The sequence below is a fragment of the Nonomuraea sp. NPDC050310 genome (assembly GCF_040655795.1).
Lineage (GTDB): Bacteria > Actinomycetota > Actinomycetes > Streptosporangiales > Streptosporangiaceae > Nonomuraea.
On record NZ_JBFAKP010000043.1, the window covers coordinates 1 to 26870 of the forward strand.

19 protein-coding genes and 1 pseudogene are annotated in these 26870 nt (G+C 69.3%); 12 read left to right on the forward strand and 8 right to left on the reverse strand.

Going from position 1 to position 26870, the window contains the following annotated elements:
• Positions 1 to 756 precede the first annotated feature (756 nt).
• Both AB0I67_RS42240 and AB0I67_RS42245 read left to right on the forward strand, forming a co-directional pair.
• Positions 757 to 1404 carry a hypothetical protein gene (locus AB0I67_RS42240; protein ID WP_357936472.1) on the forward strand — a complete coding sequence of 216 codons (648 nt, stop codon included), beginning with the start codon at positions 757 to 759 and terminating at the stop codon, positions 1402 to 1404.
• 1264 nt (positions 1405 to 2668) lie between these two features.
• On the forward strand, positions 2669 to 2986 hold the full coding sequence (locus AB0I67_RS42245; RefSeq protein WP_357936474.1) for a hypothetical protein: 318 nt from the start codon (positions 2669 to 2671) through the stop codon (positions 2984 to 2986).
• 5 nt (positions 2987 to 2991) lie between these two features.
• Here the strand turns inward: AB0I67_RS42245 and AB0I67_RS42250 are convergent, their stop codons facing one another.
• From AB0I67_RS42250 to AB0I67_RS42260, 3 genes are all read right to left on the reverse strand, one after another.
• Positions 2992 to 4338 carry a VCBS repeat-containing protein gene (locus tag AB0I67_RS42250; protein ID WP_357936476.1) on the reverse strand — a complete coding sequence of 449 codons (1347 nt, stop codon included), beginning with the start codon at positions 4336 to 4338 and terminating at the stop codon, positions 2992 to 2994.
• 101 nt (positions 4339 to 4439) lie between these two features.
• On the reverse strand, positions 4440 to 5834 hold the full coding sequence (locus tag AB0I67_RS42255; protein WP_357936478.1) for an FG-GAP-like repeat-containing protein: 1395 nt from the start codon (positions 5832 to 5834) through the stop codon (positions 4440 to 4442).
• Positions 5835 to 5898: 64 nt separating this feature from the next.
• Positions 5899 to 8898 carry a BTAD domain-containing putative transcriptional regulator gene (locus AB0I67_RS42260; RefSeq protein WP_357936480.1) on the reverse strand — a complete coding sequence of 1000 codons (3000 nt, stop codon included), beginning with the start codon at positions 8896 to 8898 and terminating at the stop codon, positions 5899 to 5901.
• Between the two features lie 131 nt (positions 8899 to 9029).
• Between AB0I67_RS42260 and AB0I67_RS42265 the strand changes: the two genes are divergently transcribed.
• Positions 9030 to 9653, forward strand: coding sequence for a M15 family metallopeptidase (locus tag AB0I67_RS42265; protein ID WP_357936482.1), 624 nt, complete (start codon positions 9030 to 9032; stop codon positions 9651 to 9653).
• 407 nt (positions 9654 to 10060) lie between these two features.
• Here AB0I67_RS42265 and AB0I67_RS42270 read toward each other — a convergent pair whose 3' ends face one another.
• Positions 10061 to 10237 (reverse strand): hypothetical protein, encoded by a 177-nt coding sequence (locus AB0I67_RS42270; RefSeq protein ID WP_357936484.1) that lies wholly within the window; start codon positions 10235 to 10237, stop codon positions 10061 to 10063.
• Between the two features lie 53 nt (positions 10238 to 10290).
• Here AB0I67_RS42270 and AB0I67_RS42275 point away from each other — a divergent pair, with 53 nt between their 5' ends.
• A complete protein-coding gene (locus AB0I67_RS42275) occupies positions 10291 to 10632 on the forward strand; it encodes a hypothetical protein (protein WP_357936485.1) in 342 nt (113 codons plus the stop codon).
• A 202-nt stretch (positions 10633 to 10834) separates the two neighbouring features.
• On the opposite strand, the gene AB0I67_RS42280 is transcribed toward AB0I67_RS42275, so the two are convergent.
• A complete protein-coding gene (locus AB0I67_RS42280) occupies positions 10835 to 11404 on the reverse strand; it encodes an RICIN domain-containing protein (protein ID WP_357936487.1) in 570 nt (189 codons plus the stop codon).
• A 99-nt stretch (positions 11405 to 11503) separates the two neighbouring features.
• On the opposite strand from AB0I67_RS42280, the gene AB0I67_RS42285 reads away from it, so the two are divergent.
• Positions 11504 to 12022 (forward strand): hypothetical protein, encoded by a 519-nt coding sequence (locus tag AB0I67_RS42285; RefSeq protein ID WP_357936489.1) that lies wholly within the window; start codon positions 11504 to 11506, stop codon positions 12020 to 12022.
• On the opposite strand, the gene AB0I67_RS42290 is transcribed toward AB0I67_RS42285, so the two are convergent.
• Together AB0I67_RS42290 and AB0I67_RS42295 are read right to left on the reverse strand one after the other, a co-directional pair.
• On the reverse strand, positions 11982 to 12791 hold the full coding sequence (locus tag AB0I67_RS42290) for a DUF4240 domain-containing protein (protein ID WP_357936491.1): 810 nt from the start codon (positions 12789 to 12791) through the stop codon (positions 11982 to 11984). The genes AB0I67_RS42285 and AB0I67_RS42290 overlap by 41 nt on opposite strands.
• A 139-nt stretch (positions 12792 to 12930) precedes the next feature.
• Positions 12931 to 20004, reverse strand: a complete 7074-nt coding sequence (locus AB0I67_RS42295) for a LamG-like jellyroll fold domain-containing protein (RefSeq protein ID WP_357936493.1) — start codon at positions 20002 to 20004, stop codon at positions 12931 to 12933.
• Positions 20005 to 21008: 1004 nt separating this feature from the next.
• Here AB0I67_RS42295 and AB0I67_RS42300 point away from each other — a divergent pair.
• The 5 genes from AB0I67_RS42300 to AB0I67_RS42320 all read left to right on the forward strand — a co-directional run bounded on the left by AB0I67_RS42300 (position 21009) and on the right by AB0I67_RS42320 (position 25429).
• Positions 21009 to 21221, forward strand: a complete 213-nt coding sequence (locus AB0I67_RS42300) for a hypothetical protein (protein ID WP_357936495.1) — start codon at positions 21009 to 21011, stop codon at positions 21219 to 21221.
• 52 nt (positions 21222 to 21273) lie between these two features.
• Positions 21274 to 22113: a hypothetical protein gene (locus AB0I67_RS42305; protein ID WP_357936497.1), complete on the forward strand. Its 840-nt coding sequence runs from the start codon at positions 21274 to 21276 to the stop codon at positions 22111 to 22113.
• Positions 22114 to 22268: 155 nt separating this feature from the next.
• The gene (locus tag AB0I67_RS42310; protein WP_357936498.1) at positions 22269 to 22994 is read left to right on the forward strand and encodes a class F sortase; all 726 of its coding nucleotides are present in this window, start codon (positions 22269 to 22271) and stop codon (positions 22992 to 22994) included.
• A 717-nt stretch (positions 22995 to 23711) separates the two neighbouring features.
• Entirely contained in the window at positions 23712 to 24686 is a 975-nt protein-coding gene (locus AB0I67_RS42315; protein WP_357936500.1) for a DNA-processing protein DprA, read from the forward strand.
• 56 nt (positions 24687 to 24742) lie between these two features.
• Positions 24743 to 25429 carry a hypothetical protein gene (locus tag AB0I67_RS42320; RefSeq protein ID WP_357936501.1) on the forward strand — a complete coding sequence of 229 codons (687 nt, stop codon included), beginning with the start codon at positions 24743 to 24745 and terminating at the stop codon, positions 25427 to 25429.
• Between the two features lie 80 nt (positions 25430 to 25509).
• Here AB0I67_RS42320 and AB0I67_RS42325 read toward each other — a convergent pair whose 3' ends face one another.
• Positions 25510 to 26265, reverse strand: a complete 756-nt coding sequence (locus AB0I67_RS42325) for a tetratricopeptide repeat protein (RefSeq protein ID WP_357936505.1) — start codon at positions 26263 to 26265, stop codon at positions 25510 to 25512.
• 50 nt (positions 26266 to 26315) lie between these two features.
• On the opposite strand from AB0I67_RS42325, the gene AB0I67_RS42330 reads away from it, so the two are divergent.
• On the forward strand, positions 26316 to 26453 hold the full coding sequence (locus AB0I67_RS42330; protein ID WP_357936503.1) for a hypothetical protein: 138 nt from the start codon (positions 26316 to 26318) through the stop codon (positions 26451 to 26453).
• Positions 26454 to 26613: 160 nt separating this feature from the next.
• Positions 26614 to 26870 (forward strand): annotated as a pseudogene (locus AB0I67_RS42335) (alpha/beta hydrolase); the annotation flags it as partial.

Consider the following 26870-nt stretch of genomic DNA (forward strand, 5'->3'; position numbering starts at 1 on the left):
CGCCCAGGCCTGCCAGGTCACGGTGGGGCAGGCACGCGCGGCGCACGGAACAGGAACCGCCGAACAAGACGGTGCGCATGCCGCACCCGGGCGGCGGCCATGAGTTGAGCTGGCACAGGATGACTCCAGTGTCGGCTTTCGATGCCATACCGTCGTGGGCTGGTGGCGAGGTAGTAGACCTGCTCGTCCTGGATCCGTTCCAGGACGGCGCGCTGAGCAGGGGTCGGCTTGCCAAGGCCCGGCGGTACCAGCGGGCCCCTCGGCAGCAGGCAGGAGGTCAGGAGGTGTCGACGGCGACGGCTGCGATCAGGCGGGCACCGAGCCGGGGCCGGGCCTCGTCTGTCTCCTTGCGCAGCGTGTAGTTGTAAGGCCCACCGGCGGACCCGTCGACGGGCCATCTACGGGCCTCCTGGGGCGCGGGAAGAGGACGCCTTGATCATGCCTCCGTGATATGGCGATCGGGCGCCACCGCCACACCGCGCTCATGCGTAACGGCTGGCGGGACTCGGAACGGTTCAGCATCCCTCCTGCCGGAGTAGGCCCCACTGCAGTCAGGCACAGCGTTGGCCCGGCCCTCGTGCCTTCCTACGGAGCACCATCAGCAAGAACACGCCGACCGTAGGCCATGGTTGATATTCAGAATTCAGGCTTCCGATCGCGGGGAGCGCTCGCCCTGTGCCGAGGTGACAGTTCACCCTCTATTAACGATACGTTCGAAAAAGCCAATCCAAAGCGCTCCACATTACCGTGCCGCGCATGCGAACCATCCGCAGGACCGCAATAGCCGTCCTCCTCTCCCTTCTCACCTTCAGTCCGACGGCCGTCAATGCCGAGACGAGGGCCGACGCCGCCATGGCCTGCTGGACAGAGACTGGATTCAACGCATGGGACGGTTTCTACGTCCGCTACAAGAACTGCAACCCCAGCGGCGTCAAGGTCACATTGTGGGCGACCCATGACGGCGTAAACGAGATCCTCGTAAGGGGTTGCGGCAATGTGAGCGCCCAGGGTGTAGCCATCTGGAAGCACCTGAACGGCGGTAACCGCACCTACCGCGTCATCTTCTGCGACGCCTACAGCAACGGTACGAGCTACCCGGACACAGGAACATGGGGAATCCCCGGCGCGGAACGCGGCAGCACCGACTACCAGGTCGACAAATACAAGCCTTGGACCAGTTTCTCCAAGAGCAATCTCTCTCCCGGGGAGGACTTCTATATCTACTACCGCCCCATGAGCGGACCCGTTCGATCGGTGATCCCCTTCTCGTATGACAGTCAGGGTGGCAATGTCTGGACGAGTCTCTACGAGGTGGCTGGAGTTCCGAACGTCTCCTATTGGCACATGATCCACGGCAATCGGGCGACTTTCTACAGCGTCGCATTGAAGGTGGATTTCATCTGAGGAATGCCTGCCTCAGTCCTGAGATTACGCGGGGTCCTCAGGAAGTTCGTGCAGGTAGGGACTAACGTGGTCGGACACGCCGGCCGCTGTCGCGTCAGCGTCGGCGTGGCCGCCGAATTCGAGGACCCTGATGCCCAGGCGGCGCGCGGAGCCGGTGGCTTCGCCGCGGCGGCGCGGGGCAATTCGCGGAGCTAGCGCCCTCGGCGTGTACGAGACGTTCTACAACCAGCACCGCGCTCATCACGCCCTCGACCAGGCAGCTCCGCCGACATGACCGACTCGGAGGAATCCTCCAAGTGAACTCACATGCCGCTTGAAGTGCACGGACACAATTCTTTGGCAGGCGCAGTAGCAGTGGGGTATCTGGCCAGACGTTACTGCCGCCGCTCCCGAAGACGACATCAACGCGGAACGACCATGTCCGCCACGATGGAGAGCCCGGAATGCCCGTCGGTCGGCGAGCTGGTCAAGTGCCCGATGTCTCAGCGCAGTACCTGCCAAGGCCGTGACTTGTTTGGTGACCAGTCGTTAGAGCCTCCGGGATGATCATGGCTTCTCTCCGGGACGCAACGATGGGGGTTGAGGCGTCCGGCAAGATGCTGGCATCGATCTACGGCCGGAGCTGTTTCCCCCGCCCGTCTCTCGGGAGCGCCAAGAGCAGCTAGGGAGGGAGATCGACCGGGTCGCGGAACTCATAGAAACCGGCAGGCTGATAGAGGCCGCGAGGCCGTCGCCGCGTTCGACATGCAGACTGGACACACCTACGAGCCGTCGGACTTCGCCGCGTACTGGGAATCGCAGAGACTGGAGTATCTCGCCCGGGATGCCGCCCGCCCGGAGCGGCCCAAGGTATCGGACATCACCCGGAAAGAACTCGCCGAAATTGTCCGCAGAATCATGGAGGCAGACCCGGACTCCGACTTCTATCTACGCCTGCTATAGGCCAACGTGCTCCATCTACGCGTCAGTGATCTGATCTTCTGGCCGCCGGAAGGATTACAAGACGCCACAGCCGAGGAGATTGTTGAAGCCGCCCTCAGGTATCACCCCATCGCGTTGTGAAGGCGTTGGCGGCGTCGACAGCGGCGACGGCTGCGATCAGGTGGGCACCGAGCCGGGGCCGGGCCTCGTCTGTCTCTTTGCGCAGCGTGTAGTTGTACGACCCGCCGCCGGACGCAGCATCGCCGTCCCGTCCGGCGGAATCTCCGCCACAGGCGGGTGGCACAACGCGATGGCCGCATGAATCGCCGACCACGACCACGAGGTGGTGGTCTCTCCGCACTGGCCCGACACGGCCCTCGGCTGCCCGGCCACCTCCCACCTGACCGAGGCCGTCACCAGCGAGCTCGCCGCCTGCCTCTGTGTCGCCGACGGGCACGCCGAAGGCCCTTGTCACCGTGAGGTGCTGACCGCTCTCGAGCACGGCACCTACGTGTGGGTGCCACGCCACCTGCACAACGAACAGCCGTGGATTGGCGACGCGGGCCTTCGCGGCGGGCTGGGAACCGTTGACGATCACCACGACCTGGCTCAGAAAGCGGCGCCGGGGCGTCGTCGACGCCCCGGCGCTGTGGTGCCCTGAAGTGATCAGGCGGGGAAGTAGGCGCCCCAGCCGGTGCCGGGCAGCGGGGTGGTGGCGCCGATGCCGGTGGCGGTGGGGTTCCAGAGGGTGATCTTGTCGTTGTAGACGCCGGCGAGGTCGTCACGGCCGTCACGGTTGAGGTCACCGGGCGCGATCAGGGTGGCGGCGTACTTGTTCCAGCCGGTGCCGGGCAGCGGGTTCACCGAGGCGATGCTGTTGCTGCCGTTGCCGTACCAGAAGGTCAGCTTGTCGTCCTTGATGCCGGCGAAGTCACCGATGCCGTCACCGTTGAAGTCACCCCCGACCGGCCGCGTGTACGGCGCCCAGCCGGTGCCCGGCAGCGAGAACGCCGCCCCGAAAGACCCCTGGCCATCGCCGTTCCACAGCCAGAGCTGGTCGTTGAAGGTGGCCGCCAGATCAGCGTGCCCATCCCGGTTGAGATCACCCGGCGACATCAGGGTGGAGGCGAACTTGTTCCAGCCGATGCCGGTGAGGGTGATGGCGGTGCCGAAGCTGTTGGGCGTGGCGCCGCCGGGCCAGATGACGAGCTTGTCGTCCTTGACTGCGGCGAGGTCGCTCTTGCCGTCACCGGTGAAGTCGTTCGCGACCGGCTTGGAGTAGTTGCTCCAGCCGGTGCCGGGCAGGCTGGCCGCGGTGCCGAAGCTGTTGGCGCCGGTGCCGGGCCAGATGGTGATCCGGTCGGTGGCGGTGGACAGCACGTCGCCGACACCGTCCCGGTTGAAGTCGCTGCCGGGCGGCGCCCAGAGCGCATCGACGATCTTGCGCGCGTCGGCGACCTCGGGCTGGTAGCGCTCGGCATAGGCGGAGACCTGGACCGCCTGGCAGACCACACCCACCTCGGCATCGGCCCAGGAGCCGTTCGGGTAGAGCCTGATCATCTTGTCGAGGAAGCGGTTGGTGGCCCAGATCGGGTCCAGGCGGTCCGCCTCGCTGCCCCAGGAGTCGCGCTGCTGGAACAGGCCGAGGCTGTCGTGGTCGACCTTCTCGGCGATGTTCTCGATATTGGTCTCGGGGATGGTGGTGGTGACCGCGATGACGGCGGCGTGCTTGGGCAGGCCCCGGTCGCGGACGGCCTTGACGACCATGCGGGCGCAGGAGACGCGGTAGGCGGTCATGGCGTTGGCCAGCCTGCCGGTCAGGACGGGGTCGAGCCGGTCGGCGAGCGCGGCGTCCGCGGCGGTGGGTCCGCCGGCCACACAGGGGGCGGTCACGTAGGCGGCCTGGAAGGCCGGGTCCGGCGGGAAGGGGTCGGCCGTGACGGGGCCGGACAGGCCGGCGAGGGCGAGGAGGCTGAGGGCGGCGGTGGCGGTCAGGCGCGGCAGGGTGCTCATGGAGGGTGTCCTTGGCGGTCGGCGCGGCCGGGTCCGGCCGCGCGGAAGGGGGAAGGAGATGCGGCCGGGGTCACGGCCGCATCCGGGCGAAGGCGCCTGGCTCAGCCGGGGAAGTAGGCGCCCCAGCCGGTGCCGGGCAGCGGGGTGGTGGCGCCGATGCCGGTGGCGGTGGGGTTCCAGATGGTGATCTTGTCGTTGTAGACGCCGGCGAGGTCGTCACGGCCGTCGCGGTTGAGGTCACCGGGCGCGATCAGGGTGGCGGCGTACTTGTTCCAGCCGGTGCCGGGCAGCGGGTTCACCGAGGCGATGCTGTTGCTGCCGTTGCCGTACCAGAAGGTCAGCTTGTCGTCCTTGATGCCGGCGAAGTCACCGATGCCGTCACCGTTGAAGTCACCCCCGACCGGCCGCGTGTACGGCGCCCAGCCGGTGCCCGGCAGCGAGAACGCCGCCCCGAAAGACCCCTGGCCATCGCCGTTCCACAGCCAGAGCTGGTCGTTGAAGGTGGCCGCCAGATCAGCGTGCCCATCCCGGTTGAGATCACCCGGCGACATCAGGGTGGAGGCGAACTTGTTCCAGCCGATGCCCGGCAGCGCGGGAGCGGCAGCGAAGCTGTTGGGGCCGGTTCCGTGCCAGAGCGTGAGCTTGTCGTCCTTGACGGCGGCGAGGTCGCTCTTGCCGTCGCCGTTGAAGTCGCCGGCGACCGGCCTGCTGTACTGTCCCCAGCCGGTGCCCAGCGCGGCGGAGCCGCGGAAGCTGTTGGCGCCGTTGCCGTTCCAGATGGTCAGCTGGCCGGTGGCGGTCGAGAAGACGTCACCCACGCCGTCGCCGTCGAGGTCGGACCCGGCCGCCCCCCGCTGCGCACCGACCGGCTCGGTGAAGCCGACGATCGCGGAGCTGGACCGCGAGTGGGACCGCGTGACGATGACCGTCCTGCTGTCGGGGGGGCCGACGTTGCCTTCCACCGTGTACACAGTGCTCGACGTCGCCGAGGTCACGAGACCGACGTGGTCGATGCCTGGGCCGTTGTCCGGCCAGTCGAAGATGATAGCGTCGCCCGGCTTGGGGATGTAGTCACTGCCCGCCGCATGCCAGGTGCCGTGCTTGCCGCCGTAGTCCTTGAAGCTGGACGCCCAGCCGTCGATGTCGTTGTCGTCGCCACGTCCCGCGCCGGTGACGCCGGCCGTCATCCAGACGTACTCGGCGAAGTCGGAGCACCAGTCACTCGAGCGCCACTGGACGCCGTCTGTGCTCGAACATCCGGCTGCCGGCTTCCAGTTGCGCATGTAGCCGGTATAGAAGTTGCAGTCCGCCGAGTCCTCCACATTGCGGCTGGAGTTGTTCTTCTCGCCCATGGCGATGGAGACGATGTTGTCGCGGGAGACCGCCGCCGAGGCCGGCGCCGAGGTGGTCGCCGCCAGTCCCAGGGCCAGGACCGGGGTGATGAGGAGGGAGCGGACGATGCGGGAGGAGGAGCGGTGCCCCGTGTTCTTGGTCATGAGTGAAGCTTCGTAATACGTACTGCAATTTCGCTCCAACTCCCCTCTGAGCCCGTTCCGCGCGTTAGGAGAGCTCTTTGAACTCCCTGGCCTCGTGCCTGGCGAAGATCTCCTTCGCCTCGGCGAGCATCGCCTGCGCCGCGGCGGTCTCACCCCGCGCGAGCAGCACGGACGCCAGGTCCCGCTTGGCCCGCGCCGCCGGGACCGGGGTGCTGATCTCCTCCGAGACGGCGATCGCCTGGACCAGGTGCGCCTCGGCCAGATCGAGCTGACCGGCGGCCAGGTGGAGCTCGCCGATGGTGCGCAACATCAACGCCTCGCCGAACGGGTCGAGGTTGGCCTGGCACACCTCGTAGGCCTCCAGCAGCGACGGCAGGACGGCGGCCCCGCGCCCTTGGCGGATCTCGGTCTTGGCCAGTGACTGCACCGCGTAGGCGACCATCAGGGTGTCGTCCAGCTCGCGCAGGAGCGCGAGCGCCTGGGTGCTGAGCGCTCCCGCCTGCGCGTACTCCTCCAGGGCTCGGTGAGCCGTACTGCGGGTGCGCAGGGTCAGGGCCTGCCCGCGCAGGCTCCCTGAGCGGCGGTAGGCCTCCATCGCCCGATCGAGGTGCGGCCAGATCGCGTCGTAGTCCCCGAGCTCCAGGTAGATGGCGGCGGCGGCCCGCGCGGCCGCTCCGATGCCGAGATCGTCCCCGAGCTCCTGGAACAGCTCCACCGACCTGGACAGGTAGTCCAGGCCCTCGCGCAGCCGGCACTGCTCCCGGCACGCGTACCCCAGACCGGCCAGCACGACCGCCTCGCCGCGGACGTCGCCGGCCTCGCTGAAGATGGCGAGCGCCTCCTGGAGCCGCTCGCGCGCCGCGTCGTACCGGTCCATCGAGTAGTGGATCTGGCTCAGCGCGGCCAGCAAAGCCGCCTCCCCGACCCGGTTCCCGGACCGCCTCGCGGCGTGCAGGGCGGCGTCGTGGCTGGCCCGCCAGTCGGCGAGCCGGTTGGCGACGAAGATGTGCGAGAAGGAGAGCGCGGTGGCCAGCTCGCAGGCGGCCACGTCGAGGTTCATGCCGGCCGCCCGCTCCACGGCGACGATCAGGGCGGGCGTCTCCGCCTCCAACCAGGCGGTCGGGTCGGTCAGCAGGTCCTTCGCGGTCCGGGTCTCCACCGGCTCGATGGACAGGTGGGGCCCGTCCAGGACGGGCTCGCCCGACGGCGCCTGGGAGCTCGCCGTGGTGATCAGCCAGAGCCAGCTCCCCAGCACGCGGGTGACCGCCGCCTCGCGCTCAGCGGCAGGGTCGTCCTCCCCTGCGCGTTCGGCCGCGAAGACCCGCAGCAGGTCGTGCAGCCGGTACCGCATCTGGCCGGTGGCGTCGACGGTCGAGCCGTCCACGAGCTGGGCGTCCAGGAGCCGCTCCAGCACCTCCTCGGCGTCGTCGACGGAGACGCCCAGCAGCGGTGCGAGGATCCACGAGGCGAAGTCGGGCACGCCCAGCAGTCCCAGCCGGCGGAAGGCCGCCTGGGCCTGCCCGTCCAGCGCCTGGTAGCTGAGGCCGACGCTGGCCCGCACCGCCACGTCGCCGACGGCGAGCTCATCCAGTCTCCGGTGCTCGTCGGCGAGCCTGGCCGCCATGACGCTCATCGTCCAGTGCCGCCGGGTGACGAGCCGGGCTCCCGCGGTCCGTACGGCCAGCGGCAGCGAGCCGCACAGCCGGACGATCTCCAGCGCGGCCTGCGGCTCCTCGGCGATGCGCCCCTCCCCCACCACGGACCCGAGCAGCGCGAGCGCCCCCTCGGTGTCCAGGACGTCGAGGCTCGCCAGGTGCGCGCCGGAGAGCCCGGCCAGCCGTCCGCGCGAGGTGATCAGCACCGCGCACCCGGCCCCGCCGGGAAGGAGCGGGCGGATCTGCTGCTCGTCGCGGGCGTCGTCGAGGATCACCAGCAGCCGCCGCCGCGCCAGCAGGCTGCGGTAGAGATCGGACAGGTCCTCGGGCGACTCAGGCTGCGCGGCGTACGGCACGCCGAGCGCGCGCAGGAACCGGCTCAGCACCTCCGCCGCGGTCGCCGGGGTGCTGGTGATGCCCCGGAGGTCGGCATAGAGCTGCCCGTCGGGGAAGTGGTCCCGCGCGCCGTGCGCGAGGTGCACGGCCGCCGCGCTCTTGCCCACCCCGCCCTTGCCCGAGATGACCAGGATCGGCGGAGCCGTGTGGCCCGGGGTCAGCAGCGGCGCCGTCTGCGTGACGAAATCGGACCGGCCGACGAACGCGGGCACGTCCGCCGGCAGCTGGGCCGGGACCACCGCGTCAGGGTTGCGAGGTCGCGCGGGTGAGCTGCCCAGCAGGGTGGTGTCGTCGGACAGGACCGCTTGGTGCAGCATGCGCAGGCGCGGGCCTGGATCGATGCCGAGCTCCTCGGCCAGGAAGGCGCGGCCCTCGTCGTAGGAGGCCAGCGCCTCGGTCGAGCGGCCCAGCCGGTACAGCGCGGTCATCAGCTGGCCCCGCAGCCCCTCCCGCGTCGGATGCGAGGCCACCAGCGAGGTCAGCTCCGCGACCACCTCGCTCTGCCGGCCTGACGCCAGCTCCGCCGCGATGCGTTCCTCCACCACGGTGAGCCTCAGTTCGGCCAGGCGGGCGGCGTCGACGTACAGCACCTCGCCGATCCCGCCCAGCGCCGGTCCACGCCACAGCTCCTCGGCGGCCCGGAACGCCTGCGCCGCCTCCTGGTGCCGCCCGTGCTCGGCCGCCTGCCGCCCGTCGGCGACGAGCCGCTCGAAGGCGTGCAGGTCCAGCGACGCGCCGTCCAAGCGGACGCGGTAGCCGGGCGGCCTGGTCTCGATCAGCTCGCCAGCGCTGCCCAGCGCCTGGCGCAGGGCCGACACGTACGTCTGCACCTGGCCGCGTGCCGTACCCGGTGCACGCTCTCCCCAGACGAGGTCCACCAGCCGGTCCACCGAGACGACGTGTCCGGCCTCAAGCAGCAGCGCCGCCAGCAGCGCGCGCGGTTTGGGCCCTCCCAGAGGGACCTGTTGAGTGCCGTCCCACACCTCGATCGGACCGAGCAGGCGAAATTCCACTGCCACCTCGCAGACGTGGATTCAGAGCAGACATGGACTCAGAGCGGACTTGGAGCAGCCCCGACCATGATCGGTCAGCACGAAGACAACCGGAAGGCCTACAGACCATGACAGATCCCACCATCGTCCTCATGTCCGACCCGAGGGTGGCCGCCATCCCCGTGATCGAATGCGGCGAGCCCCTCTTCGACCTGCGCAAGGCCGCCCTGCTCGTGGACGAGCGCCTGGCCGACCCCGCCGGCGCCTACGCCCGGCTCCGCGTCGGCCTGGCCGACCGGCTCCTCATCGCCCAAGGGCGCCTCACCGGCGGGCTCCGCCTGCTGATCGTCGAGGGCTACCGCCCGCTCGCGCTGCAGAAGCACTACTTCTCCCGGTACGCCGCCCAGCTACGCCAGGACAACCCCACCTGGCCGGAGGAGTACGTCCACGTCCAGGCCAGCCGCTCGCTCTCGCCTCCCGAGGTCGCCCCGCACGTCTGCGGCGCGGCCGTGGACCTCACCCTGGTCACCGCCGAGGGCGAGGAACTCGACATGGGCACCCCGGTCAACGCCGGACCCGAGGAGAGCGGCGACACCTGCTACACCCATCACCCGGACGTCCCCCCGCAGGCCCAGGCGCATCGCAAGGTGCTGTCCGAGGCGATGCTCGGGGCGGGTTTCGTCAACTACCCCACGGAGTGGTGGCACTGGTCGTACGGCGACCGGTACTGGGCGCTGATGACCGGCGCCGCCACCGCCCGGTACGGCCCGCTCTGACCGGACGCTGACGTGGGAGGGGCCCGGCCGGATGACTGCCGGGCCCCGGCCGCGCGGAACGCGCGAGCGCCATCAGGGCCACCGCGGCGAGCTGGCGGGCGGCGACGCTGTACGGCACGCCGTGCGCGGCCATGTGCTCGAGGATCTCGCGGGAGCGGGCTCGGCGGCCCGGGGACGGGGTGTGGCTCATGACGAGTCCTCCAGCGGAGTCCCACGCCCTCCGCGAGGTCACCAGGTCATGGCTCGCGTCAGGGGTCTTTGCTGCTTGCGCTGCGTCGGGGACGGCTTGTCCTCGGTCGCCCGGGCGGTGACGGCGTGGGCGTCGGTGCCGTGGGCTCGGAGTCGGGCAGGCGCGCTGCCACTACCGGCCAGCGTAGGCGGCGCCCCCGACAACGTCAGCTCCTCGGCTACTCGAACGCGCCAGCGGCACGGACCTGCACCGCGCACACGTGCTGGTAGGCGGCGGCCTTGCCGGCGGTCAGCTCCAGATCGGCGGCGGGTGGACAGGCGGCGATCGCGGCCGCCAGCTCGCGCACCGGGCCGTCCCAGTCGGCACCGGTTTCGGCGGCGAGCATCGCGGCCATGCGGGCGACCGTCTGGTGCAGGTCGCCGCCTCCAGGTCGTAGGCGGCCGCGGCTTGGCCGGCGGCGTCGGCGCTGTCGGCGGCGGCGGGATGGCCGGCTTCGACCCGGCGGGCGGCCGGGCCCAGGCGCGGGTGCTAGGCGGCGATCTCGGCCAGGAGGTCGGCGTGCCGGACGGGGTCGAGCGCGGCCGCCCCCTCTCGCAGGCCCCGCTCGACCCGGCCCGGCGCAATGCGTGTCTGGATCACCTCGGCGAGTTGTTCGCGTGGGGTGCGCGGCAGGCAGTAGCCGCGCTCGGTGGCGGCCAGGGCGGCCTCGGCGGCGAAGGCCCCGACGGAGAGGCCGTCAAGGCCGGCCGCCGCCGCGATGGCCTTCAGCTCGCTGTCGGACAGCCATAGAGGGCCGATGCTGTGGAGCCGGGCTACGTCTTGGCGGGGACGTCGACGGGCATCTACGGGCCTCCTGGGGCACGGGGAGCGGACGCCTTGATCATGCCTCCGCGATGCTGCGATCGGGCGCCCCGCCTCGTAAGCCGGACTTACGCACTATCTTGCTTTGGGATGATCATGATTCCGTCCGGGATAGAACCAGGGGTGTCGGTCACTCCCAGCTGACGCCGACCTGCCTGAGCTTCCACAACTGGTTGTTGCCGGCCCCGGGACCGCCGCAGGAGCCCTGGATGACGTTGGCGGCGTGTTCGAGGCGAGCGTTGGCCACGTCCAGGCACTTCCCACTGTGCCGGGCGCGGAAGCGGGCAGTGCCGTCGGTCTTCACATACTCCACGCGCCACATCTGGTTGTAGGCAGCGGTACCTGCGCACTCGCCCTGAACGACGTTGCCGCCGTGCTTGGTGCTGGCGTAGGCCACGTCGAGACACATGCCGCTGTGCCGGGCGATGAGGCGGATGTAGTTGCCGGAGGAGCCGCTGTCGACGATGCGCCACTGCTGGTTGTAGCCGCTGCCACGAGGCTGGCAGTCGCCCTGGACGACGTTGGCGGCGTGCTTGGTGCTGGCATACGCCACGTCCAGGCACTTGCCGCTGTGCTGAGCCACGACCTGGAACCAGTACACCGGGCCGGCCGACGAAGCCGACGCCGGGGCGGTCACGCAGAGCATGCCGCCCAGCAGACCGGCTGACGCAACGGCTACGGCGAGTCGCCTGCCTCTCATGTTCTCTCCTGTGCTTCCTCGGCGGGACGGGGCCGGACCCACCCACCATCACCGGTCCGGCCGCGGCAGGTCATGAGTAGCCCCTACTCAAAGGCATCTATGGGCAGATCACCAGCGCAGTCCAGTTGGTGGCGCCATGTCCGACAGCCGAGGCCCACTCCCCTGCTCGACCTGGGGACGATCGCCGCCGAGCCGACCGATCCGAGCGCGGGGATGGCCCGCGCCGAGCTGCTGACCCGCCTCTACGACGCCGTGGTCGAGGCGCTGCTCGGCTCGCCGATCGATCCGCTGATGAGCGTGCAGGTGCGGCACCTGGGCGGGCAGCTCGACGGGCGGGTGGCCGAGCCGTACTCGGTCTACATGTTCGGGCGGCCGTCGGAGGAGACCGCTCGGCGGATCGAGGAGATGCGGGCGGCGCTCACGCCGTACACGACGGGACGCAAGCCGTACACCTTCCTGGCGCCCGCCAAGCCAACGACCTCGCCGCCGAGCTGGCCGCAGTGGCCGACGCCTTGGAGGCGACCACCGACCTCGTCCGGGCTGGCTGTGCCCAGGTCGCCGAGGACGCAGGCCAGGTTCAGCCCACTTCGGGGATCGGCGGATGGGGAGGCAGTTTGAGCCGATCCGTTACGGTTTTCATGACCAGCTCCGTCTCAGCGAAGGCCACCCGCCTCAGCTCTTCCGAACTCTTTCCTCTCAGGTGCGAGAAGGTGAACGCGAAGTCGATGACAATCGCCTTGCGACCCTTTCTTATTTTGACTCTCTCTTCCGGTGCTCCGATGAACGTGTCCGCCTCGTATCGCTCCAGGCCGGAGTTAGCCCACCAGGATTTCCATTCGGGGGATTTGTTGATGGCTTCCATGATTTCTAGGATGGTGTCGAAGTAATCGGCGGGAAGCAGGCCGCCCGCCGTACCGTGCGTGGTCTCATACCACCAAGGGTCGTCGTCGGAAGGGTCAACGGGACCCAGCGTCGGATCGATCCGGTTCCATTGGATTCCCTGGTCCCAGAAGGCGTCAGTGATGGTGTCGATCACATCCTCAGCCTCGGCGAAGTCCCAGTCGCGTCGCGTCACCCATGCAGGGTCGCGTCTCACGTTCTCGACGACCTCTTCTCCCCCGGCGACCACGGCGTAGAGGAAATAGCGATACGAGTCGCCTACGAGCGGGAGCGGTTCGGCATCGTACGGATCGCCGTGCTCGCCTACCTCCGCACCCTCCAGCGGAAGCTTGACAAGTTCGCCCAGGACGGCGCATAGGTGCTCGGAGAATTCCTCAAGAGCGGCCGGTGCGAGCGCCTCGAGACGTGCCCCCAGCCGGACTGCGCCTTCCTCGGAGACCACACCATCGAGGACTCCGATCAGATCCCAGAAGCTCTTCGTATCCATAATTCCCCAATCAGCTAATTCATTACCATCGGGACACATTCTACGGACTAAGGGGGCCGACCCTTTTCTCGACAGCCGGCCCACTCCCCCTGGTTAAGGGACGGAGAGGCAATAAGCATCCCTCCGTCCCGTCAACCACTTATCGGCAGCTCTTCCTCTGCCCAGGAGGGCATTTCCCGTTCTTGCGGGCATACCCATAGATGAGGGTAGCCTCAATCAGGCGGGCGTTGTACCATCCCGTAACTTCAGCAACTCTCGAGTAGCTACACCCCTTTTTGACCCCGTAGTAAGCATTGCATTTCGGCAGCTGACTCTGCGGGCGCTTGTCCCCGACCCGGCTGATGCCGTATTTGTATACGCCGCGGTTTCCCGGCCCGTTGATCTGGTAAACGATATACCGCGATTGGGCGTGCTTCCTTGCCGTATCGGTGTTCGCCTTCGGGAAGGGAACCTTGACAGCTTGCGTGGCTGTCTGGGTCTGGGCTTGCGCTTGCGTAGCGGCCGAGCCAGAAGTGCCGCCGGAGCCCCACTCGGGAACGGTGAGGGTGCAGCCGTATTTGGCGCAGTGTTCGTAGGTCTCCTTCGCGACCAGTCCACTGACAGCCGCGATGGCGAGACCGGCGATCCATACAACGGCCGCTCCCTCGGCCAGGCACAGATCCCAGACGCATTCGCCGTCGAGGTCGGTGTTGTTGATGGGATCCTGGCCTGCGTAGTCGTAGGCGTTGGCGCTACCGCCGGCAACGGGATCAACTTGCAGGAAGCGGCCCAGGGATGGGTTGTAGACCCGTGCGCCCATGAGGGTGAGTCCGCTCAGTGGGTCCGTTGCGCGTTGGGCGCTCCCCAGCCAGCCATAGCGGGTTGGGCTGGCCGCACTTCTCCGGCGGTCAAGTCCGTACTCGGTCTGCTCGGCGTAGGATTCCACGCCTGTCGCCAGGGCTCCGCTGTCGGCTATAGCGACTACGTCTCCATGAAGGTTGGACAGATTCAGCTTGAGCGTTCCGTCGGAGGACTGGACGGCGCTCATCTGGCCCGACAGGCTTTCGAGGTAGCGGCTCCACGAACCGTCGGCCTCTGCAGTCCAGAGCGGTTCGTCGCTGCTGTCCCCGTAGTGGTTCACGGTGGTGCCGGGGTTGGACCCACCGGTCTGGATGGTGGACCGTACCCGTATTTCGGGATCGAGCGTGAACGTCCTGGTGACGTCGGCTGCGGCAATCGTGGCAACCCGGCCGTTGACGTGGTAGCCAAGGGTGAGTGCGGCACCCGACGGGGTTTCCTCTGCGGGCAACGTGGTCGTCCGGCCGAGGGCGTCGTAGGTGATGCCCTGCTTGATCAGCCGGTCGGCTTCGTCGTAGCTGTAGGTCTTGGTCGCCGGGGTGCCTGCGGTGGAGCATCCGCCGGTGTCGGTCGGGGTGTAGCTGTCGAGGCGGCTTCTGTTGCTTGTGGCGGTGAAGCTGTAGATCCTGGTGGCGCATGAGCCGGCGTAGGTGTCGGCCACCTTCTGGAGACGGTTGGCCGCGTCGTAGGTGTAGTCCTGCTGCCCGCCCGGACTGACGGCTCGGGCCAGGCCGGTGACGCCGGGGGTGTTGGTGAACTCCATCCACTTGACGTCGTTCTTGGCGTAGCTGAGGGAGCTGACGTTGCCGACGTGGTCGTATCGCGAGGTCGCCGTCAGGCCACCTGGAGACACCTGCCGGAAGAGGGCTCCGTCCTGGTTGTAGGCGCCGGTGAAAGCTCCGATGCCGCTCACCTCGGCGCGAGTGAGCAGGCCGCGGCGCTCGACCTTGCCTGCCGCATCCGTTCCGCCGTAGGTGTAGGTCGTGACGCCCTTGCCGTCGTCGAAGGTCCGGATGTTGTCATCGACGTCGTAGGTGGTGGTGGAGACGTTGCCGTCAGCGTCGGTGTAGGAGACGATCCGGCCGAAGCCGTCGTGGGCGACTGTGATCTCCGCAGAGCCTGCCGAGGACTTGGTCACCAGACCGGTCGACGGGTCGTAGGCGGTGAGCATCTCCGGGAGCGGCTGGCCGGCGTCGCCCTGAGGCGAAGCCGCGATCAGCTCGCTCGTGACACGGCCGGCCGCGTCGTAGCGGGTCGTGCGGGTACGCACCACCGATCCGGCGGTGTCGCTGGCCTCGGTTTCGGTGCCCCAGTAGCTGTAGCTCTTGATCTCGGTCAGCGGCAACGGCTGACCGGTCGTGGGCTGCGCCTTTGGCTTGGACTGACACACCATCCCGGCCCAGGCTGCGTTACGGCACGACTCGGGGCCGCTGCTGTCGGCGGTGTAGTACGCCGTGAGCGTGGTCCCGGCGTCGGCGCCGTTGCTCGCCGGCGTGCGCGACTCGACCGCTCGGCCGGCCGCGTCGTAGCGCGTCTTCTGGACGATGTCGTTCGTGCCGTCCACCACGACGGTCTGGCTGGTGGCCAGGCGCAGGTTCCAGCCTGAGGGGTCACCCGAGCTGATCGGGTCGTAGCCGGTGCGGATCAGGCGGCGATCTGCCGCCTGCGGTTCGGCGGTTCCGTCCAGCACCACCGGTTCGGTGAGCGTGGAGGTCAGCAGCTGGTAGTTGATGCTGCTGGAGGGCTTGCCCTCGTCGTAGGCGTTGGTCATGCCCAGGCGAACCGCGGCAGTGGTGCCGGAGGCGAGCTTCACGGTGTGGGCCGGGCCTCTGCTGGTCAAAGGTCTGCCGTCGGCGTTGAAGGTACTCACGCTCGCCAGCAGGTTGGCCCGCTCTGCCGGATCGGCGCGGCCGGCGACGTAGGTGTCGGTGTCGGCCGTGGGGTTCAGCGCCTGTGCGCGGTTGCCGGGCGAGAGCGTCCACACGACGTTGCCGTGGTCGTCGTAGCGGGTCGAGGAGACCTGCCACGCGCCGGCGCCGAACGTGGCGGCGTTGACGGCACGGCCGTTGATGTCGGTGTAGGTGAGCTGGCCATACTCCCAGTCCGCGGCTGCGGGCTGGTACGCGCCGTCTGATCCTCGTGCGGGGACGTGCGAAGCCGGGAACAGCGCCGTGCCGACGACCGGAAGATCCACCGTCTGACCCCAGGTGGCAGTCTGGGTGACGGTCAGATCGAGGGGGGCGCCGGTGCCGCCGATGGGCACGTCGTAGGCGAGTGTCCAGGTGGGGTCGACGTCGCCGCCTTCACGCTGGGCGTGCGCCAGCCGTCCGCGGGAGTCGTACTCCATCCGCCACGGAGCAAGGCCTGGCGGGGTCACCTGCGAGATGCGGCCCTCGCCGTTGTAGTAGTAGACGGTGGACAGGCCCGTGGCCGGGTTGGTGGCCTGACGCAGGTGCCCGGTGGAGTCGTAGGCGTAGCCGGAGACCGCGCTGGACTTCATCGCCTTGGTCTCGGGGTCGTAGGCCGTGAACAGGATGTTCTTGACCTGGCCTGCGTAGTCGCCCCAGCCGGATGCCACGCCGGAGGCGGTGGTGGCAGTGGCGTAGACGATGTCCAGCGCCCGGCAGCCCGGCGACAGCGCGCCGGTGCCGCAGGTCACGCCCGTCGGAGTGGGAGCGAGGATGCGGGTGATGCGGCCTTGTGCGTCGCGGTGGTAGGTGACGGTGGACTCGGCGGCGGAGGTGGAGGTCTTGGCCACCACCCAGGAGCCGTTGAGCTTGTTGTAGACGGTGGATGCGCCTGTGGGCTCGGTGACCGTCAGTTCTTCTGCGGTGGTCGTGATCCGGGAGCCGTCGGTGGCGTCGCCGATGCCTGCGAATCCGGTGCCGTCCTTGACGTAGGTGTAGGTGCTGCCGTCAGGCCCGACAAGCTGGAGGGAGCCTGAATCCCCATCGCTCGTGGGGGTGAAGGCGGCGATCTCCGACGGGGCCGCGGGGAATCCGGCACGCCAACCCGGCCCGAAGACCTTGTTCTCGGCCAGTTGCTTATCCGGACGATCCGCGCTCGGGGTGAGGGTGGTGTGCGTCCGTCCCACAGCGACGCCGAACAGGCTGGCGTCCGTGCTGTTCATGGTGAAGTCGCCCGTTTGCAGCGCGGCCTGGCCTGGGCCAATGGACGCGGTGGCATAGGTGCCGCCCAACGCGGAGCGGTCCAGAGTGACGGTCACGGGGGTGGAGCAGCCTTCGGCCTGGCCGCCGCCGGCGAAGCAGGCGCGGATCTGGGTGACGCCGTCCTTGACCGCCTTGTCGCGCATCGTCTTGGCGAGATTCCAGTACAGGTCGCCGAAGTCTGCGGGCTTCTGGGTCGCCGGCCATGGGGTTTCGGGGTTGGCGATGATGGTCTGGACGTCGGCGAGGGTGAGCGCCTGGGTGTAGGTGCGCACGTCGTCGACGGTGCCCTTGAAGTAGTCCTTCTGGGCGCTGTTGACCTTGGTGCGGCCGACGTGGACCGGGCCGGTGGCATTCCAGGTGCTGGTGTAGGCGACCTCGGCGTTCAGGACGCCGTTCACGTACAGGCGTATCTTGCCGGCGGTGGCGTCGTAGACGCCGGCCAGGTGGGTCCACTGCCCGGCGACCGCGGTCTGCGTCGACAGGGCGCGGACCGGGGTGGCGCCGGTGGTGTCGGATTGGTAGGTGACCATCCGCCACTTCTTGTCGCCGGTGGAGTAGGCGAGCTTGAAGGCGCTGTTGACGCTGCCGTCCTGGCTGAGCACGGCGTACTCGCCGTTGAGGTCGTCGACCTTGGCCCAGGCCGACACCGTGTAGCCGGCGTTGGTGGCCACGAGCGGGCCGGTGGTGGCGGCGTAGGCGCTGGTGCCGTTGAGGACCAGGCCGCCTTGGCTCTTGCCTGTCCCCCAGGTGCCGCCGGTGACCGCGGCGGTGTGGCCGTGGCCGGTGGAGTCAGCGAGCGTGGTGCCGGTGGTCTCGTTCATCCGCCACTGGCTTTTCGCGACCGGACCGGTCGGTGCCGGCAGGGTGCGGGTCTGGGGCCAGGCGGCGATCGGATCGGCCGAGCCGGGGACGGTGACGTCCGCGGTCGGGATGACCGTCCAGGTGCTGCTGTTGGGGTCGGTGCGGTATTCGTAGCGGACCGCGTCGCGGGCGGCGGGCGCATTCGCGCTCAGGGCCACGCTCTGCTGGGTGCGGTCGCTGGAGCGCGGCTTGGTCAGGCCGCCGACGCCGACGCCGAAGCTGTAGCTGGTCAGCGCCGAGGTGTTGTGGGCCTTGTCGCGGCTCTTGACGTACAGGGTGTGCCAGCCGGTGGCCACGTTCTTCAGCTCGACGCTCTTGCGGCCGACCGGGAGAAGGGTGCGGCCTTCGTCGATGACGTTGGGGGTGGCTTGGTCGTCCAAGCCCCACAGGAACGCCATGACGTCGCTGCCGGTGGTGTTGCCGCCGTTGCTGGTGATCTCGCAGGAGAACGTGGCCGCCGGGGCGCTCCACTGATCCTGGGCGAGCGTCGGGCAGGTGACGGCGACGTTCGGTGCGCTGACGTCGACGTGCAGCTTGGCCCAAGAGGTCCAGGCGGAGTATTCGGTGCCGGTGAAGGCCCGGACCCGCCAGCGCACCGCGGCGTTGTCGGTCAGGATGCCGGCCGGGACGTTGACCTTGGCGATGTCGCCGGACTGGACGCCGTCGACGCCGCCGGTCCACAACTGACCGGTGCCGCCGCCGCTGCCCGTGCTGACGTCGGGGTCGCGCTCGAGTTCGAACTCGGCGCGCAGCACGCCGCCCTCGGGGCCCTTGACCTCGCCGAACAGGCTCGGGGTCAAGGTGTTGGTTTCGGTGGACTGGCCGTGCATGACGATCGGCGCCGCCCGGACCGCGGCCGCGGACGGGGTGGGGCCGTAGGTGACCGTCAGCCGCGGAGCTTCGGCCGCAGCGCCCTCGGAGGAGGTGGGAACGGCGTGGTACCACTGGGTGCCGGAGGACCACTCGTACTTCGGCTTGAGCATGAAGCCGTGGTTGGCGGTGCCGGTCAGCCACTTGTTGACGATCGCGGTGACCGGCCAGGTGAAGGTCCGCGGAGGGTTGTAGCCGCAGTTGTGCGGGTCCTCCACGATGACCTGGTCGGTGGTCGTGGCGGCCGGCTTGCCGGACCAGGTCGTGCTCGCTGACCAAGAGCCGGTCACACGTTGCAGCGTGATGCCCTGGTCCTGGCGGCAGGAGGAGTCCGCGCCGCCGTACATCTCCACCTTGGCGTCACTGACCGTCAGGCCGGGTTGGCTGGTCAGCGGCGTGAGGTTGAACTTGACCAGCCCGTACTCGGTGCGGCGGATCTGCGCGCCGGAGTTGAGGTCGGTGTACCAGTCGCTGCCGATGCAGATGCCGGTGAACCCCTGGCTCAAGCACGGGCTGGAGGTGTGCGTGCTGACCGTGATGTCGGTCTGGACGCCGAGCGTGGTCGTGGGGTCGACCACGACCGGATAACGCACCGCCGGGTTGTCCAGGAACGCCTGGTCGGGGCGGAGCACCAGGACGCGCTGGTCGCCTTCGGACACCACTTCGGTGTCGATCGTCCCGACCTTGCCCGGCCGCTCGACGGCCGGAGCGGTCGCGGAGGGCTCGCCCGAGGGCTGCGACAGGGTCGACTCGCCCACCGTGGCGGCGTCGGGCAGGCTGCTATCCCACATAAGCGGCTTGGAGCCGTTCGCGACGGTGACGCCGCTGCTGTTGGCCAGCTTGAGTGTGCCCTGCCGGGTCTCGCTCAGCGTCAGGTCCTCGCTGACGACGGGGAGCTTGAACTCCACCGGCCCAGCCGGCCGCTCGCGCAGGACGACGTCGTGGCGAAAGCCGGTGCTCAGCACGGTGACGACCAGGTCGGCGCCGGGGTGGCCGGCAGCGTCGGTGAAGATCGCCTTGTTGCCTTCGACGCGGGGCTCGGGCAGCGGCGTGGGCCACTTCAGGCCGAAGGACTTGCCGTCGGGGCGGGTCAGTTTGACCAGCGGCACGTCCGCTCCGCCGGCGGAGACTTCGACGGCGACCTTGGTGACCTTCGGCTTCAGCACGTTCCCGGCCTTGGCCAGGGTGGTGTCGACCGGCTTCCAGGAGCCGTCGGCCTGCTGGATGCGGGCCACAGCGGCGGTGGCCACGATCGTGGTGGTGCCGTCGGGGTTCGCGAACGACTGCGAGGTCTCCGTGGTGGCGTCCGCGATCCGGACCCGGCTGCCCTGCAGCCTGGCCGACAGCGCGGCCGAGACCCGATCGGGCCGCTCGGCGACCGGCTGCGGGGCAGCCGTGGGCGCCGGGGTGGCGGGGGGTTCAGTGAGTGCCAGGGCCGCGGCGTTCTCCGCGGCGAAGGCGGCGGTCAGCGTCATCGCGGTCACCGTCGTGGTGACCGCGGCGCGACCAAGAGCCAGGCGTGTGCGGTGCCTGAGGGCACGCCACACCGTGGGTGAGGGTCTCACCCATCCTCCAAACAGGTAAAAGGGGCATAAAGCGGATGAAGATTACATGAAGATCGTTACTTCGCATATCGACCATTCCTGTCGTTCGCGCAGCTCAGGAAACATCCCGTTCCGGGTGGCTCGCCGGCGCCGCAAACTCCCCAAGGAGACACGCGATGCGAGCGCAGAGGAAGGGCGGCAGGGCCCAGCCGGACGCTCGGCCGACGTGGCACACAGGGGGCGATGGCGGAGGCGGCCCAGCCGCGTGACGCGAGGGGGAGGCGAAAGGGTCCTCTTACGCACGGATCTCGAGCGCGCGATCTTCCTGTACTTTACTTACGTTTTGTCCGGTTTGACGAGATCGTGGGGTGGCGGTGAGCAGCAACGATGACGCATGTTTCGGTTCATCGGCCCGCGCGACAGGGCGCCCCTCAATCCCGTCGGCAGCCTCTCCCGTAGTGTCAGCTGCCGTGGTGAAGGCGCTGGTGCTTGCCTGCGTCCAGGTCGCTCTCCTGCTGACCTGGCCGCAGGCCGCTGGCGCAGACCCCTGGCCACCACCGGGCTCCGGCGGCATCATCGAACCGGATCCAGGCGCCACCGACTCGGAAGAGCCCCGCCCCGCTCCTACGGTCACCGTGACCGTCACTCAGCCCCCTGCCACTTCCCCCGGGTCACGCCGCCGTGAACGCCAGCCCTCCACGGCTCCCGGGTGGGTGAGCCAGGAAACCCCGGGGACGCCGGTCCCCGTGTCAACCGCGCCTGCGCCCCTCGTATCCGCGCCGGCTCTACCGACGCCCGCCCCGCCCGCCTCCGCCGAACCCGAGCTGGTCGAGGCCGCGGTGAGTCTGCCGGCCGCCTCGACCACACCACCGCCGCAGCCTTCTGCAGGCAGTGCCCCCTCGCCCGGGCCGGCCGGTGCGCAGGGCCTCCCCGCCGTGGTGCCGCTGGAGCCGGCCGCCGCGGGTGAGGAGACGGGTCTCAGCACCGGCTCTCTCCTGCTCGGCGTGCCAGCCCTGCTGCTCATCCTCATGGTCATTCCCGGTTTGATCTTCGTCGACAGCCGCACCCGCCTGCCGCCTCCGCCCTCGGGCCGGACCCCGCGCCTTCGTCGTCGCGAACGCCATATCGGCCAGCACCGCGAACTCTGACGCCCTGCCCCCCGTCACACGCCCACCAGAACCAGAAAGACAGACACCGCACGTGAACCCCGTCACCCGCCGCACCCTAGCCCTCGCCATCCTCTTCACCGGCGCAGGGAGCGTCACGACGGCCACCGCCTCCGCCTCCGCCGCCGTGCCCACGTCGATCACGGTTTCCTACACCTGCAGCGCCGCACTAGGCACCGGAACCGCCACCCCCGTCAAGCTCACCGCGACGCTGCCGGCCTCCGCCGCGGTCAACCGGCCGCTCACCATCAGCTGGAACCTCGAAAGCGCCCTGCGTGCCTCCGATGCTCTTCCCGCGGGCACCGTCTCCCAGCGCGGCATGCTCCGCCTCACCGCAGCCGCCCCCGACACCCTGGTCACGACCTCTGCCCTCAACACCGCCATCGGCGCCGGGCAGCCGATCACCCTGCCGGACATGAAGGGCGAGTTCACCCCCTCGGCCGCAGGCCCTCTGACCGTCATCCCCGGCGACGTCACCCTGATCATCAACAAGGCCGGCACCACCCAGGAAACCCTCTGCGTCGCCGACCCGGCAGCCGCCGCGCTCGGCACCATCACCGTCACCGGCGCCGCCACACCGACCGGCAGCCCGACAAGCACCCCCACCGCGACACCCACACCCACACCGAGCACGACACCGAGCACGACACCGTCCAGCACCCCCACCTCCACCAAGACCGTGACCGTCACCCCCACACCGGCCAACGATGACGACCGCGACACCACCGTCATCACTCCCCAAGGCGGCGCGCCCACCGGAGGCGGCGGCCTGTCGGCCGCCAACCCCATCCCCTACGTCGCCGCAGCCGCCGTAGTCCTCCTGGCGGCCGGCATCGGACTGGAACGGCGCCGAAAGCGCATCCACGGACTGTGACCCCCGACCTGTGGCCGAGACCTCAACCCTCACCTCCGCCTCGCGCCCCAGGAGGCGCCGACGTACCTGCCGGTCCCGCCTATCCCGCCAGCCCGGCCATTGGAGCCGAGGGCGTTCAGGCATGGCAGGGGACGGACACCCGGGCATGGATGTGGGTGACGATCCTCTCCCCGCCCGACCCCCCATCCAGCCCGGAGCCGGTCGCGCGCCGACGGCCGTTCATCGTGAGCCCGCTCGGCAAGGCGCTCGCGATCGCCGCGATCGTCACGGCTGTCACCGTCCCCCTGGCCATGACCGCGCAGGTCCTCACTCACCCCCCCACCACTGCCGCGCCCCCGGCTGCAGCGGTTGACTGGAGCGTCCCCGCTCCGCCCGCGACCGGCATCACCCCCGACACGACCGCGTCGAACCCATCCGGCATCTCCCCTGCGCGCTCAGCGCCGCCGACCCGGATACGCATCCCCGCGATCGGCACCGACGCGCCCCTCACCACGGTGGGCCTGGACGAGCACGGAGTCATCCAGGCACCGCCGCTGCGCTACGACAACCTCGCCGGCTGGTACCGCCACGGCCCCCAGCCAGGCGAGAACGGGCCCGCCGTCATCCTCGGCCACCTCGACACCGTCGCCGGACCCGCCGTCTTCGCCCACCTGGCAAAGCTGAATCCCGGCGACGTCATCACCGTCGCCCGCGCCGACGGGACGCAAGCCATCTTCATCGTCGACCGGCTCGAACAGGTCCCCAAAACGCGCTTCCCCACCGAACGCGTCTACGGCAGCGTGCAACGTCCCGAGCTCCGCCTGATCACCTGCGGAGGCAGCTTCGACTCCACGGCCAGAAGCTACATGGACAACATCATCGTCTACGCCCACCAACGGTGAGCTCACCAGCGGACCGCGAACAGCGGGAAATCCTTCGACCCATAATCGGCGTCCGCTGCCACGTCCGCTCGGTGCCATCTGCCCCAGGACTGCTGGCTGTCACGCGCGAAGCGGGCCTCGGCTCCCTGGACTTGGGAGGGGTCGAGGCCCGCGAGAGCGCGCCGGTGGCGATGCCCCTCGTCGACTCGCCACCCGTCAACTCAGTCACACAGTGTAACCACCGATGGGGCAGCGTATGTCTTCCGCAGGATTGACGGTGCCTCGGCCTGCCATCGTCGGCGCGGCGGAGCATGGCTTCACCCCACTGTTCAACCACCTGCCGACATCGCCGCCTGATGGCCACGCGGTGCACAGCACTCCCACGGCCATGGCGTGCTCTCATGATCTCGTCTGCGACGGGGTGTTGTTTCCCGCGGTCCCAGATGCGCTGTCGACAGCGCACCCTACCGTGCTCTGATTCACCAGCAGCCTGCTCCAGCTCGCACGACGCGGCCGGGCTGACGGTTGTGGCGAAGCCTGCACTCCTCGCCCCGTACCCGAGATCGGCGCAGATCCGGGGAGGGCTACGTGGGGGCGAGCAGGGCACTTCGCGCTCGCCGCTCGACTGCGAAATGGTCAGTGTGACAGCGTACGGTGAGACCGAAACGCGCGGGCCGCCTCCTTCGGCTCGGGTCCTTTCATCCTTCGAACATCTCCACCACCAAGTAGAAGGACAGCATGATCGCGAATGAGGAGCAGCTCGCGTTGCTCACCCTGTGCGCGCTCCGCGCGGACACCACGACGTTGGACTGGCACCTGCTGGGCCGGACGTGCCAATCATCGGCGCATCTGGCGATGCTGCTGGCCGGTGACATCCCCGAGGATTCACCCGTTGCCCGCCGCATGCTTCCCGTGCTGCGCCAAGCGCTGCCGGATGTGAAAGCGGCCCGAGCCCGAGCCGAAGCCGAGCTTGAAGCCGCCGAGGCCGCCGGGGCCGGGCTGGTGACGGTCTTGGACGCCGCCTACCCTGCCAACCTGCGGCTGGTACCCAACCTGCCGCCGTTCCTGTTCTACCGGGGTGCCTTGAACGCCCGCGACGCCCGTTCGGTCGCCGTGGTGGGAACGCGGGAGGTGACCCCGGAAGGGCAGGCGCGGGCCAGCCGGATGGCACGCGGACTGACCGAGGCCGGGGTGATCGTCTACAGCGGACTGGCCAAAGGCGTCGACACGTGCGCGCACACCGCCGCCCTGGCGGCCGGCGGCCGCACGGCGGCCGTCATGGGAACAGGAATAGCGTCGAAGATTTACCCCGCGCAGAACACTCGGCTGGCGCAGGACATCGTCGAAGCCGGCGGGGTGCTGTTCTCCCAGTTCTGGCCGACGTCGACGCCCGCCAGATGGACCTTTCCCCGCCGCAACATCACGATGTCCGGCGCGACGTTGGGGTCCGTCGTCGTCGAGGCCTCTCACACCTCGGGAGCCAAGATGCAGGCCCGGATCGCCGCCGAGCACGGCAAGCAGGTCTTCCTGCTGCGCTCGCTCGTGGCCGCACAGCCATGGGCGGCCAAGATGCTCGCCGACGGGCGCGCCGTCGAAGTCGGGGAACTGGCCGACGTCCTTGAACGCCTAGCCGAGCCGGCCCGCATCCAGCGTGCGAGCTGGCAGCGGCGCCAGCTCGCCGAGGCCGACCAACTGCTGTTGACTGACCTGTGAGTGGTCTGAGCGGGCTGGAACCCGCTGGCTTCCCACGCTGCTCCCGCTGCCCGTTCGTGGCCAGCGGCTCGGCTGCGACGTGCGCGGCGTGCGCGGCCCGGACACTGACCCCGGTCGCCGTACGGCACTGCAAGACCTGCAGCCAGCAGTTACCGGCCGACGGCACGAGCACCTGCTCCAACCGCATCTGCGGCTACCCGTGGCCCGCAATGCGCGGGTTCAGCCGCGTCGATGCGATCGCGATGTACACCGCACCACTGTCGCAGGCTATCCAGGCACTCAAGTACGAGGGCCGGACAGGCTGGGCGACCATCTTCGGTCGTCTGGTGGTGGGGTGGCTCAACCTGCATCCCGGCCGGTCTGCGGGCGTCACCCACATCATGGGCAACCCCTCCGAACCCGACCGTCAGCCTCTACAGCACATCGAAGCGATCATGGCAGCCGCGTGGGCAGAGGATGTTACGCAGAGCTGGCCGCTCCCTCATCCCGACGAGCCAATGCTGACCAAACTCCGGCCAACCGCGAGCTCGGCCGGCGGGGGCCGGGCCGCCAAACAGAGCGCAGCACGCGAACACGCCCAAGCGCTGCGCCTTAGCGGCTCCATCGACGGAGCGACGATCCTGCTGATCGATGACGTCTTCACGACCGGTTCACAGTTTCACGAAGTCGGCCGGTTCCTCATAGGCCACGGTGCAGTCGATGTTCGCGGGCTGGTCCTCGCCCGGGTCCCGTGGCGGGACTGAAGGTCGTTGAGACGGTGCGCATCGGGCCACGCATGCGCACACCCTGCCAATTTTCGGTTGGGGAGCTACTGCTAAGCGTTTCAGCGCCGGAGTGGATGCCCGCCCCCATGGTGTTTCACCAGTGGCGACGCGGGCGTCACAGGAGGGCTCGGGCGGCGTCGGCGGCGGGGGTGCCGAGTTCTCCGAGCAGGAGAGGAACGCCGCTTGGGCGTGCGTGCGGGCCAGGGAGGTGTGGGCGAGTGCGTGACGGGCCTTGGCCAGGCCGAGGTGGCCTTGGGCCGCTTCGTGGGGTCGTCGATCTCGGTGGACAGGGCGAGGGCGGCGTCGTGGTTGACGACAGCCTGGTCGTGGTCGCCCCTCGCGTGGGCGGCGGCGCCCAGGGCATTGAGCGCCTCGGCCTGCAGGTGCGGGCCGAGGTCGCGGCTGATCGCGTAGGCGCGTTCGAGCGTGTGCCGGGCCGCGTCGTGCTCGCCCTGGACGTGGTGGAGTTCGCTGCGCGAGACCAGGGCGTTCCAAAGACCCGCTGGGCTCCCGATTTCGTGGTTGATCCGCTCGGCGCGCTCCAGGTGGTCGCGGGCCAGGTCGGGCTTGACCAGGAGCCCGGAGATCCGGCCCACGTCGATCAGGAGGACGGCCGCGCCGATGCGGTTGCCCGCCGCCTGGAAGAGGTTCAGCGCCTGCTGGCAGTGGTCATGGGCGTCGAGGAACGCGCCTCGGCGCTCGAACGAGTGGCCCAGGTAGTGGTGTCCCACCGCCTCGCCCTCCGGGTCGCCCGCGGCCTGGCAGGTGGTGATGGTCTGAAGGGCGTACTGCACGGCCTGTTCCACGTTGCCCAGGGCGTGGTGGGTCTGGCGAGGTCGGCGAGGGTGCGGCTCTCGCGGCCGCCGTGAGCGCGCAGGCGTTCGCCGACCCGCACCACGAGATCGCCTACAGCTACACGCGCGACCGCTTCGCCGCCGGCGGAGGCGGCGGGGCGCTGGAGAACCACCGGCTCATCGCCGCAGTGCTGCGCGCGATCGGCTGAGACCGGGTCGCCGGGCGTGCTCATGGCCGAGTACGCCCGCTGGTCCGGATCAGGTCGAGGAGCGACAGGTGGCTCGGCTTGCCGGGCGGTGACGGGCCCGCGGCTGAAGCGACACGGGCCACCGCTGACCGCGAAGGTCACAAGGCGGTACAGATAGCGCATGCCGTACTTCACTTCCTATGACGGAACGACGCTCGCCTACAGACGGACCGGGGAGGGCGAACCCCTGGTCTGCCTGCCCGGCGGGCCCATGCGCGCCTCCGCCTACCTCGGCGATCTAGGTGGACTGGCCGGCCACCGGAGGCTGATCATGCTGGACCTTCGGGGCACCGGAGACTCGGCGACCCCCGACGATCACCAGACGTACCGCTGCGACCGCCAGGTCGAGGACGTCGAGGCGCTCAGAGTCCACCTCGG

Bases quoted from the DNA above. Each gene is read 5' to 3' on its own strand.
- AB0I67_RS42280 (WP_357936487.1), bottom strand. From the start codon at position 11,404: ATGAGAGGCAGGCGACTCGCCGTAGCCGTTGCGTCAGCCGGTCTGCTG.
- AB0I67_RS42265 (WP_357936482.1), top strand. From the start codon at position 9,030: ATGTCCGACCCGAGGGTGGCCGCCATCCCCGTGATCGAATGCGGCGAG.
- AB0I67_RS42270 (WP_357936484.1), bottom strand. From the start codon at position 10,237: ATGGCCGCGATGCTCGCCGCCGAAACCGGTGCCGACTGGGACGGCCCG.
- AB0I67_RS42290 (WP_357936491.1), bottom strand. From the start codon at position 12,791: ATGGATACGAAGAGCTTCTGGGATCTGATCGGAGTCCTCGATGGTGTG.
- AB0I67_RS42295 (WP_357936493.1), bottom strand. From the start codon at position 20,004: ATGACGCTGACCGCCGCCTTCGCCGCGGAGAACGCCGCGGCCCTGGCA.
- AB0I67_RS42240 (WP_357936472.1), top strand. From the start codon at position 757: ATGCGAACCATCCGCAGGACCGCAATAGCCGTCCTCCTCTCCCTTCTC.
- AB0I67_RS42315 (WP_357936500.1), top strand. From the start codon at position 23,712: ATGATCGCGAATGAGGAGCAGCTCGCGTTGCTCACCCTGTGCGCGCTC.
- AB0I67_RS42285 (WP_357936489.1), top strand. From the start codon at position 11,504: ATGGGCAGATCACCAGCGCAGTCCAGTTGGTGGCGCCATGTCCGACAG.
- AB0I67_RS42250 (WP_357936476.1), bottom strand. From the start codon at position 4,338: ATGAGCACCCTGCCGCGCCTGACCGCCACCGCCGCCCTCAGCCTCCTC.
- AB0I67_RS42255 (WP_357936478.1), bottom strand. From the start codon at position 5,834: ATGACCAAGAACACGGGGCACCGCTCCTCCTCCCGCATCGTCCGCTCC.